Below are 13,133 nucleotides of genomic sequence, written 5' to 3'. Positions count from 1 at the left end.
TGGCGGCATGAGCGAATACACCATCCTGATCGCCGACGACCACCCGCTGCTGCGTTCGGCGGTGGTGCAGTCATTGCGGCAGAGTCTGCCGCTGGCACAGGTACGCGAGGTGGCCAGTGCCGAGGCTTTGGCCGAAGCCCTCGACGCGCACCCGGATGTGGACCTGGTGCTGCTCGACCTGACCATGCCCGGCGCGCACGGTTTCTCCGCGCTGCTGCACGTACGCGGCTCGCATCCGGACATCCCGGTGGTGATCCTCTCGTCCAACGACCATCCGCGTGTGATCCGCCGCGCGCAGCAGTTCGGCGCGGCCGGTTTCATCCCGAAGTCGGCCCCGGCCGAGACCATCGGCGAGGCGGTGCAGGCGGTGCTCGACGGTGGCCTGTGGTTCCCGGCGATGGCCGCCGAGCGCTCGGAGGCCGACGCGCTGCTGGCGAGCCGCCTGGCCCAGCTGACCCCGCAGCAGTTCCGCGTGCTGCTGTGCCTGGCCGATGGCCTGCTCAACAAGCAGATCGCCTACACGCTGGGGCTGGCCGAGAACACGGTGAAGGTGCATGTCACCGCGATTCTGAAAAAACTCGAATGCCACAGCCGCACGCAGGCAGCGGTACTGGTGAAGGCGCTGGAACCGGAAGGCGACGCCGGCGCCGGGCTGTAGTTTCCAGCCAACGGCGCAGCCCCTCGTGGGTGGAGTCTGGTTGGTCGCGGAAAGCCGGATTACTGAGGGCTGGCCGGGTGGGTGGGTAGTGCGGGGACGCCGTGAACCCATCCATGGGGGCTTGGCCGCGGCATCCATGCCGCGGACACCCCGCACTACCCACCCACCCGGCCGCTGACAGATTCCGGGTGTTTGCCACCCACGGAAAAGAAAAAAGAAGATCAAAATCAAAAGCAGCCTGGCAGGCGCCTTTTGTAGAGCCGAGCCCACGCTCGGCTCTACACGAGCAAGCGCAGCGCGCGACCCGCTTTTGATCTTCTTTTTCTTTTCCGTGGGTGCAGGCCACCGAAATCTGTCAGAGGACGGTCGGGTTGGGTGCGCGGGGGTGTCAGCCGCATGGATGCGGCTGCCAAGCCTCCAGGGACGGATTCACGGCGTCCCCCGCGCACCCGACCCGACCGGCCCACTCGCGGCTTCTGCTTTCCGCGACCAACCAGACTCCACCCACGAGGGGCTGCGCCGTTGGCTGGAAACTACCCGCGATGGCGGATCAGCAGCTGGCTCATCAACGCCCGCAGCGCCGGCGGCTTCACCGGCTTGGCCATCATTCCCCAGCCGCGCTCGGCGGCCATCTCGCGCAACCCCGCATCGCGCTCGGCGGTCACCAGCACCACCGGCGGGCGTGCCTGCCACAGCCCCGCCAGCGTCTCGTACAACACCGGACCATGGTGATCGCCCATGCGCACGTCCAGCAGCACCAGCTCCGGCACGCTTGTGGTACTGGCCAGCTGCAGCGCGGCCTGCGGACCATCGGCCAGCATCACCTCGCAGCCCCAGCGTTCCAGCAACGCGCGGCTGGCCGCGCAGACGTGGGGATCGTCATCGATCACCCAGACCCGACGCCCGCGCAGCGGATTATCCGCGGCCGGTTCCTGCACCAGCACCGGCGCCGGTGCCGTGGTGGGAATCGCGCTGGCGTCGCCGAACGGCACACCCACCGCGAACACGCTGCCCTGGCCCACGTGCGAGCGTAGCCGGATCGGATGGCCAAGCAGGCGGCCGATGCGGTCGACGATGGCCAGGCCAAGGCCGGCACCGCGCTGCTGGCCGTCGTGCAGGCGGCGGAATTCCTCGAAGATCTCGCCCTGCAGCGCATCGGGAATGCCGGGTCCCTGGTCGTGTACTTCGATCCACAGCAGCCCGTCGCGGCGCCGGCAACCGAGCAGCACGCGGCCGCGTTCGCTGTAGCGCAGCGCATTGGACAGGAAGTTCTGCAGGATGCGCCGCAGCAGCGCTTCATCGCTGACCACCACCGCATCGGTATCGACCCAGTCCACCACCAGCCCGCGCGACTGTGCGGCGATGCCGAACTCGCGCGCCAGTGTCTGCAGCAGCGGCCCCAGCCGGAAGGCCTGCACGCGGGTCGGCAGGCTTCCCGACTCCAGCCGCGCGATATCCAGCAGGCTGTTGAGGATCGCGTCCTGCGCCGCGAGTGCAGCGTCGATGTGGTCGCTGGTCTGCTGCTGTGCCGGATCGCTCAGCTTGCCGCGCAGTACCGAGACGAACATGCGCGCGGCATTGAGCGGCTGCAGCAGATCGTGCACCGCCGAGGCGACGAAACGGGTCTTGTAGCGGTTGGCCTGCTCGGCTTCGCGGCGGGCTTCGTCCAGGTCGTGGGTACGCTCGGCGATGCGGTGCTCGAGTGCGTCGGCCAGCGAGCGCAGTTCGCGCGCGGCGTTCTTGTAGCTGGTGATGTCGGCATAGCTGGTGACGAAGCCGCCGTCGGGCAGCGGATTGCCACGGATCTCCAGCACCGTGCCATCGTCCTTCTCGCTTTCGCGCATGTGCGGGCGGCCACTGCGCAGGTGGTTGAGGCGGCGTTCGATCGCCTCGTCGACCGGGCCCGGGCCAAGCAGGCCGCGGCGCGCGTTGAAGCGGAACAGCTCCTCGATGGGCCGGCCCACGCGCACCAGTTCCAGGGGAAAACGGAACAGCTCGAGGTAGCGCGAATTCCACGCGACCAGGCGCAGCTCGCGGTCGATCACCACCACGCCCTGTGGCAGGTGTTCCAGGCTGCGGCTGAGGCCACTGTCGGCGTCGGTGGCGGCCTGCAGCAGGCCATCCTGCGCGGTGCGCAGCTCCTGCGCGTGCTGCTTGAGCAGGGTTTCCAGTTCACGGCGGCTGCGCAGGCGGTGCTTGGCCAGGCGCCGGCGCTGCTGCACGAACAGCACCAGGAAGCCCAGTGCGAGCCACGCTGCGCCACCGGTCAGGGCCGCCGCACGGCCGGCGGCGGTGGCAGCGCTGGCGTCGTGCAGCAGGTGCAGGTTCCAGCCTTCGGCGGGCAGTGCAAGGCTCTGCCACAGCATCGGCTGTAGCAGGGCAGGGTCGAGCAGGCGCACCATGCGGCCACCGTCGGCCAGTACGTCCTCGGTGCGTGCGCGCAGCGGCTGCAGGGCACGGTCGGCGTACTGCCGGGCGTCGAGCATTTCGCGGCGTTCATCAGCGCCCAAGGGGCGCAGCAGGCGGTAGCGCCAGTTGTCCCGGTTGGCCAGGAACACCACGTCGTGGTCGTCGCTGGCCAGCACCACGTCCGGGCTGCTCAGCCATTCCTGCTCCAGCGCCGACAGCTCGACCTTGATCACCACCACGCCCAGCCGCTTGCCGTCTTCCTCGATGGCCTGCGACAGGTAGTAGCCGGGCACGCCAGTGGTCATGCCGATGCCGTAGAAACGGCCACGGCCCTGGGCCAGCGCCTGGCGGTAGTACGGGCGGTAGCTGTAGTTCTCGCCGACGTTGGTGGTCGGCTGGTCCCAGTTGCTGGCCGCCACGGCCACGCCGTCGTGGCCGACCAGGGTCAGGGTGGAGGCGCGGGTGACCTCGTTGGCACGCTGCAGCTTGAGGTTCAGCCGCTGCCGTTCGGCAGGCGAGGGGGGCACGCGCAGGGCATGCAGCAGGTCCGGATCAAGTGCCAGCACCTGCGGCAGCGTACCGAAGCGGTCGATGCGCTGCTGCAGGCCCTGGCCATACAGCTGCAGCTGGCGTTGCACCTGGCTGCTTTCCTCGCCCAGTGCGCGGCGCCAGGCGTAATGTCCGGCGGCGACCGCGCACAGCACGGTACCGCCGACCATCACCAGGATGGTCAGCAACAGCATCCGATGGCGGCTGAGCCAGTACATGGCGGCAGTCTACGCAGGGCCGGCGGGCGTGGCATGCACGCCCGCCGGGGTCTGACGTGGAAGGGGTCAGAAGTGCATCTGCGCGCGCAGCTCGAAGATTTCCGGCGTGCTGTGCACGCCACGACGGCTGGCGTCGACCTTCACGTAGTTGGCCTGGAACTTGAAGTGGCTGGTGAGGTACCAGTTCGCACCCAGGGTCAGGTCGTGCTGGCGGCCACCGAGGATGCTGCCGTCGTCGAGGTCCAGGCGGCTGTAGCGTGCCACCAGTTCGACCGCGCCGTAGTTGTGCGCGGGCTTGATGTTGGCCACAGCACCGGCGTTGTACGGGCGCGATTCGCCGGTCAGCACCCAGCTGGCCATCGCGTACTGGCCACTGCCGGTGTAGTCGGGCAGGCCCTTGCGGGTGACGGTGGCCTGCAGGGCTTCGGCCTGCAGCGAGAACGGGCCGCGGATCCAGATGCCTTCCAGGCCGGTGCGGCGGATCTGGTCGGCGGTGACCAGCGCGCCGGAGTCGACGTAACGGATGTCGGTCAGGCCAGCTTCCGGACGTGCGCGCAGGCGTGCGCTGGCTTCGTGGTGCACATCGCGGCCATCGCTGTAGCCGCGAGGATTTTCCTGCGAGTAGGCCACGCCCAGGTGGATCACGTCACCCGGCGCCTTCACCGGCGTCCACACCGCGCGTACCGCCTGGGTGGTGCCGGGGTTGTCGCCCTGCAGGTCCTTGCCGCCATAGGCGCCGGCCTGCAGCAGGTACTGCGGACGCTCCAGCACCCATTCCACGCCGGTACGGCGGCCGGCGTAGAACGCCTGCACCGGCAGCGCGGTTTCCAGGAAGCTGCCGGCACGCGAGGAGGTGTTCGCATCCAGGCCAACCGGGGTCTTCATGTAGCCGAAACGGAAACGGCCCACGTCGCGGCCGAAGAACGCCTTGCTCTCGAAGCGCACGAACACGTCCAGCCAGGTGTCGGCCTGGAAGTCGTAGTAGACCATCGCGTCGTAGACGCCCTTCTTCTTCAACGTTGCGCCGAATTCCTTGCGGCGCACGGCATCATCGTCCTCAAGGCCGCTGGCCGAGGAGAAGTCGTTGTAGTCGTAGGCGATGTTGGCGGTGGCGGCCAGCTCGGTGCCATCGCCGAAGGTGTACTTGGTCGGCCAGTTGTCGAAATCCGCTGCCGAAGCGAAGGCGGGAAGGGCGGCCAGCGACAGGGCCAGCAAGGTGGGAATCGGGCGCATGTTGGGTGCGGCTCTCTCGGATTGCGTGTGGACAGGACATCAACGGCCGCAAGGGCCGGAACTTTCGCAAGGACGCGCCCGGCCGTTCAGCCTGGGCCACCGGCCTCCCCGGGATCGGGCGGTGCGGCGCCAGTGTAGGCACCGTGGCCGCCTGAACCGGGGGGCTAGTACCAATAGGTTATCTGCGCCGGCGTGCCTGGCGCGTACAAAGGCGTCCATTGGTCGCACCCCCCCGTGCATGCAGCACGGGGCCCGCGATCAGTTTCCACGGTAACGGTTCCCGTGCTGTCCCGGGGGCCGTACGTGCCTGAAAACGCCCCTTCCGGAGTACGCCATGCACATCCCGACCGCAGCCCCGGCGCCTGCAAAGCCGTTGCCGATCTATCGCCAGCTGTACTTCCAGGTGATCGTGGCGATCGTCCTGGGCGCCATCCTCGGCCACTACGAACCGCTGATCGGCGAGAAGATGAAGCCGCTCGGCGACGCCTTCATCAACCTGGTGAAGATGATCATCGCCCCGGTGATCTTCCTGACCATCGTCACCGGCATCGCCAGCATGACCCACCTGCGCACCGTGGGCCGGGTGTTCGCCAAGGCGATGGCCTACTTCCTGTTCTTCTCCACGCTGGCGCTGATCGTCGGCATGATCGTGGCGCACGTGGTGCAGCCCGGCGCCGGCATGAACATCAACCCTGCCGAGCTGGACCAGACCGCGGTGCACAGCTACGTCGAGAAGTCGCATGACCTGACCCTGGTCGGCTTCCTGATGGACATCATCCCGAAGACGCTGCTCAGCGCCTTCGTCGACGGCAACATCCTGCAGGTGCTGTTCGTGGCCGTGCTGTTCGGCATCGCACTGGCGATGGTGGGCGAGAAGGGCAAGCCGGTGCTGAACTTCCTGGAGGCGCTGGTCGCCCCGGTGTTCAAGCTGGTGCACATCCTGATGAAGGCCGCCCCGATCGGTGCCTTCGGTGCGATCGCCTTCACCATCGGCAAGTACGGCGTCGGTTCGCTGATCAACCTGGCCTGGCTGGTGGGCTCGTTCTACCTCACCGCGTTCCTGTTCGTGGCGGTCATCCTGGGCCTGGTCTGCCGCCTGTGCGGCTTCTCGGTGTTCAAGCTGGCGCGCTACCTGAAGGCCGAACTGCTGCTGGTGCTGGGCACCTCCTCGTCGGAGTCGGCGCTGCCGTCGCTGATGGAGAAGATGGAACGGGCCGGCTGCAGCAAGTCGGTGGTGGGCCTGGTGGTCCCGACCGGCTACTCGTTCAACCTGGACGGCACCAACATCTACATGACCCTGGCCGCGCTGTTCATCGCCCAGGCCACCAACACCGAACTGACCCTGGGCCACCAGATCGCCCTGCTGCTGGTCGCCATGCTCAGCTCCAAGGGCGCGGCCGGTGTTACCGGTGCCGGCTTCATCACCCTGGCCGCCACCCTGGCGGTGGTGCCGGAAGTGCCGGTGGCCGGCATGGCGCTGATCCTGGGCGTGGACCGCTTCATGAGCGAATGCCGCTCGCTGACCAACTTCATCGGCAATGCCGTGGCCACCGTGGTGGTCTCGCGCTGGGAAGGCGCACTGGACCGCAACCGCCTGCAGCTGGCGCTGGATGGCCGCGAAAGCGAGCTGCCGCCGCCGGTGGATGCGCTGCCCGAGGCGCTGCCGGCCAAGGGCTGATCCAGGTGTGTGGTACCGCGGGGCCGATCACGACAGTGGTACGGCCCCGCGGCGTTTCAAGGCGTCCCACGGCTGTCACGCGAGGCGCCGAAGCTGGTATCAAGGTCTGGTCGCATACGGCACGGAATTGTGCGGTCGCAGCATGCCTGCGACAGGATAGCGACAGGTCCAGACGCTCCAACGGGGGTATCATCCCCTGTCCCTTCTGCCCATTCATGTAACCCACATCGATGTCCAACGAAGATTTCAAACAGGCCGCCCTCGATTACCACCGGATGTCTCCGCCCGGCAAGATCAAGGTTTCCGCTACCAAGCCCATGCTGACCCAGCGCGACCTGTCGCTGGCGTATTCGCCGGGCGTGGCGTACGCCTGTGAAGCGATCAAGGCCGACCCGCAGCAGGCCAGCGAGCTGACCGCGCGCGGCAATCTGGTGGCGGTGATCTCCAACGGCACCGCGGTGCTGGGCCTGGGCAACATCGGCGCGCTGGCCGGCAAGCCGGTGATGGAAGGCAAGGGCGTGCTGTTCCAGAAGTTCGCCGGCATCGATGTGTTCGACATCGAAGTGGATGAAACCGACCCGGACAAGCTGGTCGACATCATCGCCTCGCTGGAGCCGACCTTCGGCGGCATCAACCTGGAAGACATCAAGGCGCCGGAATGCTTCGTGGTCGAGCGCAAGCTGCGCGAGCGCATGAAGATCCCGGTGTTCCATGACGACCAGCACGGCACGGCGATCATCGTCGGCGCAGCCGTGCTCAATGCGATGGCGATCACCGGCAAGAAGATCGAGGACGTGAAGCTGGCGACCACGGGCATGGGCGCGGCCGGCATTTCCTGCGTGAACATGCTGGTGCAGCTGGGCCTGAAGCCGGAGAACATCCTGGCCTTCGATCGCGAGGGTGTGATCCATACCGGCCGTACCGACCTGGATCCGGAAAAGCAGCGCTATGCGCGCGACACCGACAAGCGCACCCTGGCCGAGATCGTCGACGGCGCCGATATCTTCCTGGGCCTGTCCGCACCGGGCATCCTGACCGCAGAGATGGTCAAGACCATGGCGCCGGATCCGGTGATCTTCGCGCTGGCCAACCCGACCCCGGAAATCATGCCGGAAGTGGCGCGTGCCGCGCGTCCGGACGCGATCATCGGCACTGGCCGTTCGGACTACCCGAACCAGGTCAACAACGTGCTGTGCTTCCCGTACCTGTTCCGTGGTGCGCTGGACGTGGGCGCGACCGCGATCAACGAAGAAATGAAGATCGCCTGCGTGCGCGCCATCGCCGCGCTGGCACGCCGTGCCGCCACCGACATGGGCTCGGCCTATGGTGGCGAGACCCCGAGCTTCGGCCGTGAATACCTGATTCCGCGCCCGTTCGACCGCCGCCTGCTGGTGGAGCTGTCGGCTGCCGTGGCCCAGGCCGCGATGGATTCGGGCGTGGCTGCGCGTCCGATCGCCGACATGGGCGCCTACCGCGACAAGCTGGCCCAGTTCGTCTACCGCACCAGCCTGATGATGAAGCCGGTCTACGACCGCGCGCGCAGCGACAAGCAGCGCGTGGTGTATGCCGAAGGCGAAGAGGAAGTGGTGCTGCAGGCGGTGCAGAACGTGGTCGATGACGGCCTGGCGCACCCGATCCTGATCGGCCGCCCGGAAGTGATCGAGTCGCGCATCGAACGCCTCGGCCTGCGCCTGAAGATCGGCGAGAACGTTGAAGTCACCAACATCAACGACGACCCGCGCTTCAACGAGTACTGGCAGTACTACCACGGCCTGACCGGCCGTCGTGGCGTGACCGTGGCCGCGGCGAAGAACCTGATGCGTTCGCGCCCGACCCTGATCGCCGCGGTGATGGTGGCGCGTGGCGAAGCCGATGCGATGCTGACCGGCATCGTCGGCCGCTTCCACAAGAAGCTGGGTTACGTGCGCAGCGTGCTGCCACTGGAGCCGAAGGTCACCTCGACCTCGGCGATGACCGGCGTGATCAACCAGCAGGGCGTGTTCTTCTTCGTCGATACCCACGTGCAGGAAGATCCGACCGCCGAGCAGCTGTGCGAAGCCACGCTGCAGGCGGCCTACCGCATGAAGCTGTTCGGCATCGAACCGAAGGTGGCGCTGCTGTCGCATTCCAACTTCGGCAGCCATGATTCGAAGGACGCGCTGAAGATGCGCCAGGTGCGCGAGCTGCTGCTCAAGCGCAACCCGCGCCTGAACGTGGACGGCGAAATGCAGGGCGACACCGCGTGGGATGAAGCACTGCGCCAGAAGCTGCTGCCGGGCTCGACCCTGCAGGGCCGCGCCAACCTGTTCGTGCTGCCGAACCTGGAAGCGGCCAACATCGCCTACAACCTGGTGCGTGTGTTCACCGACGGTGTGGCGATCGGCCCGATCCTGATGGGCGTGAACAAGCCGGTGCACATCCTGACCACCAGCGCCACCTCGCGCCGGATCCTGAACATGACCGCGATCGCCGCGGTGGATGCGCAGATCCGCAAGCAGCTGGAAGCGGAAAAGAAGGCATAAGCCTTCTTCCCGATTCCAGTTGCAGAAGCGCGCCCCACGGGGCGCGTTTCTGTTTCCGCAAGGCGGAAACGGGTCCTGCCGGCCGCTGGCCGGCAACCGCAATCATGTCCACCACCACCGCAGCCGGCCAGCGGCCGGCTCTACCGCTGGTCCGTGCCACACGCGCTTCGCAACCCGGTCATTTGCCTGCAACGCCGCTGCGGCCCAATACGCCCACGCGGCCCGGCCGTGGGAAGGGACCGGACCGGCCTTCCCACCCTGGGCCCGACCATCTCCCCATCGGCGAAAGTGTCATGCGCAATCGAGTGACCCGGCGGTACTTCCAGCAGTTGTTCGCGCTGTACGCAGGATTCGTGCGGTCGCGCTGAGGCCGCCAGCTGCCGCGGCGCGGCGGGCATCCGTGCCCACCGTGCATGCGGCTTACTGCGCCGCGCCGGGTGCCAGCAGTTCAATCTCCGCCAGCGGCATCCGGCCCGGCGCCACCAGGCGCAAGCGGTATTCGCTGTAGCGGCCGGGCCTGGCGATGCGGAACGGCCGGGTCTGGCGAGCGGATTCGAAGTCTTCGCCGCTGCGCTGGTCCAGCAGCGTCCAGCTGCCGTCGCCGCTGCGGGCCTCCAGCGCCCATTCGCCACCGCGGATGCTGCCGTCGCCGCTGGTCAGCGTGTACATCGTCGGGGCGCCCTCGGCCAGCCCGGTCAGCGCGATGGTCGCGCCCCCGCCCAGGCCGACCGTGGTGCCGGCATCGTCATCCACCAGCACCGGCAGGGCGCGGCCATCGGCCAGCGTCGCCTTCGCGGTGTGGCCTAGCAGGTCGTGCAGCAGCTGCGGACGCTGGCCACGCGCGGTCAGCGAAGGCGGCACGTCGTCCACGCCACTGCCCCAGCGCGACGGCTGCGGGCCCATCACGAAGTCCAGCGTTGCCCCCTTGGCGATCAGTTCATGCGGCACCCAGGTCCTGGTCCAGGGCTTGCCGTTGATCTTCAGTGACTGCACATAGACGTTCTCGCGTGAGTTGTTGGCCGCGTTCACGGTCAGCACCGCGCCGCCCTGCAGTTCCACGCGTGCGTGGCGGAATGCCGGCGAACCGATCACGTACTCCGGGGCGCCCATGCGCAGCGGGTACAGGCCCAGCGAAGCCAGCACGTACCATGCCGAGGTCTCGCCGTTGTCCTCGTCGCCCGGATAGCCCTGGCCGATCTCGCTGCCGACGTACAGCCGCGACAGGATCTCGCGCACGTACTGCTGGGTCTTCCAGGGCTGCCCGGCGTACAGGTACATCCACGGGATGTGGTGCGCCGGCTGGTTGCTGTGCGCGTACATGCCCATGCGCACGTCGCGTGCTTCGGTCATTTCATGGATGGTGCCGCCGTAGGAGCCGGCCAGCGCCGGGTCGGCGGTTTCCGGGGTGGAGAAGAAGGCATCCAGCTTCGCCGCCAGCCTGTCGCGGCCGCCGTACAGCGCGGCCAGGCCCTCACCATCGTGGGCGGCGGTGAAGGCGAAGGTCCAGCCATTGGACTCGGTGTAGTCGTGGCCCCACACGCGCGGGTCGTAGCGGCTGGAATCCACACGCCAGTGTCCGTCGGCAGTGCGGCCCTGGAAGAAACCCGCCGCCGGATCGAACATCGTTGCGTAGCTGGCCGCGCGGTAGCGGAAGTAGTCGGCCTCGGTGCTGTAGCGCTCGCGCGCGGCAGGCGTGGTTGCGCGCTTGGCCAGGGCATCGGCCATGTTGGCGACGCCGAAGTCATTGAGCGCGCCTTCCATCGTCCACGACATGCCCTCATGCACGTCCGCACTGGCGTAGCCGCGGAAGGTCGAACGGTCCATGCCCTTGCGGCCGACGTGGCGGTCCGGCGGTACCACGGTCGCGTTCTTCAACGCGGCGGCATAGGCCTCGGCCGGATCGAAGCCGCCGATGCCCTTCAGCCACGCATCGGCGAAGGCCACGTCGGAGCTGGTACCGACCATCAGGTCGGCATAGCCCGGCGACGACCAGCGTGCGATCCAGCCGCCGGCGCGGTACTGCTCGATGAAGCCCTGCACCAGCTGCCCGGCATCGTCGGGCGTGAACAGCGCATAGGCCGGCCACGTGGTGCGGAAGGTGTCCCAGAACCCATTGTTGACGAACACCTTGCCATCGCGCACGGCGGCGAAGGTCCGGGTCGCGCTGCCGTCGGTGTTGTCCTCGCTGGCACTGGCCTGGTTGGCGTAGCGCCAGTCCGGTGCGGCCGCGCTGCCCACGTTCTCGTGGCCGGAATTGGGATACAGGTACAGCCGGTAGAGGCTGGAATACAGCGTGGTCTTCTGGTCGTCGCTGGCATCGCCGATATCGAAGCGGGCCAGGCGTGCATCCCAGGCATCCTGCGCGCGGCCGGCCACGCTCTCCAGCGTATCGGCCGCAGCAATCTCCAGCGCCAGATTGTGCCGGGCCTGGTCCACCGAGATCAGCGAGGTGGCGATGCGCATGGTCACCCGCCGCTCGCTGCCGGCATTGAACTTGATGTAGCCGGTGGGGCGGCCGGTGTCGATGCGGCCGCTGCTGCGCCACGGCTTGTCGAAACTGGCCGCGACGTACATGCGGCTGGCGCCGTTGGACAGGCCGCTGCGCGTATCGGTGTAGCCGGTCAGGGTCTGCGTGGCGGCATCCAGGCTCAGCCCGCCGCGCGCATCGACATTGTCGAACAGCAGGTTGGCGTCGCCGTCTTCGGGGAATTCGAAGCGGAACAGCGCCGCATGGTCGGTCGGCGCGATCGACGCTGCGATGCCGTTGTCGAAGCGCACGTCGTAACGATAGGGGCGCGCACTCTCGTGGCGGCGATCGAACGACAGCGCACGCTTGCGGCGGTCGGCATCGGGTACGCCTCGGCTGGCCGAGGGCATTACCTGGAAGGTCTGGCGGTCGCCCATCCACGGGCTGGGCTGGTGGCTCAGCGCAAGCGCCTGCAGCTGCGGACGGTTCTGCGCATCGTTCTGCTCGTTCCAGCGGTACAGCCAGTTCAGTGCACCGGCATCGGTCACCGGGGTCCAGAAGTTGAATCCGTGCGGCACTGCCGTGGCCGGGAAATTGTTGCCGCGCGAGAAGGTGCCGTTGGCCTGGGTGCCGCGGGTGGTCAGCACCCAGTCGGAGACCCGCTGTGGCCGGGAATGTGGCTGTGCGTCCAGGCGCACGTCATCGATCCAGCCGGACACCGGTGCACCTTCGGCACTGGCCACCTCCAGTTCGATCGCCACCACGCGACGCCCCTGCAGTGCGGATACCTCGCCCAGGCGTATCGCCTTGCGCGCCCACTGCTGCGGATACAGCGTCTTCGACGCGCCCTGCGCGCGCGCGCCGATGGCCACGCCATGCTGGTCGCGTGCAGCGCTGGAGGACACGCGGCTGCCATCGTCCAGCAGCAGGTCCAGCGAGACATACGTCGAGGCCACCGTGTCCTTGCCGACGATTTCCGGAAGCACCAGCCATGACAGGGTGGTATCGGCCTCGATCGGCAGATCGGTCTTGAACAGCGCGCGCCGCGCGCTGCCGCCGTCGCTGCTGTAGCGCAGTGCGTGCAGGCCGCTGTAACCGGCATTGCGCTTGGCGGTGTAGGGCGCGGCAGGACCGTTGCCGATCGAAACCTGCAACCCACCCGCCGCCGGGGCCGGGGCCGGTTCGCCCGGCTCAAACGAGGTCTGCAGCCCCTGTGCCAGGGCCGGCGTCGCAGTGGTCGCACAGGCCAGGGCCAGGGCGAGCGGAAGCAAGGCGCGGCGTGGATCGGACAGGGTCATGCAGGGATCTCCCGGGAGGGCTGGCGGCGGGCAGAACCCGCATCGGCGGGCACCACGGACAGCATCGCTCCGCCCGCCGGGATGGCAGTGGGAGAGGCGAT

General features: G+C 67.8%; 6 protein-coding genes. 3 read left to right on the top strand and 3 right to left on the bottom strand.

Going from position 1 to position 13,133, the window contains the following annotated elements; all coding sequences use genetic code 11:
- Nucleotides 1–7: 7 nt before the first annotated feature.
- On the top strand, nucleotides 8–658 hold the full coding sequence (locus AC5P7U_RS16025; protein ID WP_008268765.1) for a response regulator: 651 nt from the start codon (nucleotides 8–10) through the stop codon (nucleotides 656–658).
- 533 nt (nucleotides 659–1,191) lie between these two features.
- Here AC5P7U_RS16025 and AC5P7U_RS16020 read toward each other — a convergent pair.
- The gene (locus tag AC5P7U_RS16020; RefSeq protein ID WP_197563791.1) at nucleotides 1,192–3,834 is read right to left on the bottom strand and encodes a PAS-domain containing protein; all 2,643 of its coding nucleotides are present in this window, start codon (nucleotides 3,832–3,834) and stop codon (nucleotides 1,192–1,194) included.
- A gap of 66 nt (nucleotides 3,835–3,900) precedes the next feature.
- Nucleotides 3,901–5,067 carry an OprO/OprP family phosphate-selective porin gene (locus tag AC5P7U_RS16015; RefSeq protein ID WP_008268245.1) on the bottom strand — a complete coding sequence of 389 codons (1,167 nt, stop codon included), beginning with the start codon at nucleotides 5,065–5,067 and terminating at the stop codon, nucleotides 3,901–3,903.
- A gap of 334 nt (nucleotides 5,068–5,401) precedes the next feature.
- Between AC5P7U_RS16015 and AC5P7U_RS16010 the strand changes: the two genes are divergently transcribed.
- Nucleotides 5,402–6,745: a dicarboxylate/amino acid:cation symporter gene (locus AC5P7U_RS16010; protein WP_006468434.1), complete on the top strand. Its 1,344-nt coding sequence runs from the start codon at nucleotides 5,402–5,404 to the stop codon at nucleotides 6,743–6,745.
- A gap of 230 nt (nucleotides 6,746–6,975) precedes the next feature.
- Nucleotides 6,976–9,267 carry an NADP-dependent malic enzyme gene (locus tag AC5P7U_RS16005; RefSeq protein WP_006468371.1) on the top strand — a complete coding sequence of 764 codons (2,292 nt, stop codon included), beginning with the start codon at nucleotides 6,976–6,978 and terminating at the stop codon, nucleotides 9,265–9,267.
- Between the two features lie 420 nt (nucleotides 9,268–9,687).
- Here AC5P7U_RS16005 and AC5P7U_RS16000 read toward each other — a convergent pair whose 3' ends face one another.
- Nucleotides 9,688–13,032 (bottom strand): GH92 family glycosyl hydrolase, encoded by a 3,345-nt coding sequence (locus AC5P7U_RS16000; RefSeq protein ID WP_006468272.1) that lies wholly within the window; start codon nucleotides 13,030–13,032, stop codon nucleotides 9,688–9,690.
- Between the last annotated feature and the right edge of the window lie 101 nt (nucleotides 13,033–13,133).

This window comes from Stenotrophomonas sp. YJH_SMC_57 (assembly GCF_059369755.1).
Note: the sequence above shows the minus strand (reverse complement) of the source record. Positions and strands in the feature narration are given on the sequence as shown.

Excerpts from the sequence above, each read along its gene's own strand:
- AC5P7U_RS16025 (WP_008268765.1), top strand. The coding sequence starts at position 8 with ATGAGCGAATACACCATCCTGATCGCCGACGACCACCCGCTGCTGCGT.
- AC5P7U_RS16020 (WP_197563791.1), bottom strand. The coding sequence starts at position 3,834 with ATGTACTGGCTCAGCCGCCATCGGATGCTGTTGCTGACCATCCTGGTG.
- AC5P7U_RS16015 (WP_008268245.1), bottom strand. The coding sequence starts at position 5,067 with ATGCGCCCGATTCCCACCTTGCTGGCCCTGTCGCTGGCCGCCCTTCCC.
- AC5P7U_RS16010 (WP_006468434.1), top strand. The coding sequence starts at position 5,402 with ATGCACATCCCGACCGCAGCCCCGGCGCCTGCAAAGCCGTTGCCGATC.
- AC5P7U_RS16005 (WP_006468371.1), top strand. The coding sequence starts at position 6,976 with ATGTCCAACGAAGATTTCAAACAGGCCGCCCTCGATTACCACCGGATG.
- AC5P7U_RS16000 (WP_006468272.1), bottom strand. The coding sequence starts at position 13,032 with ATGACCCTGTCCGATCCACGCCGCGCCTTGCTTCCGCTCGCCCTGGCC.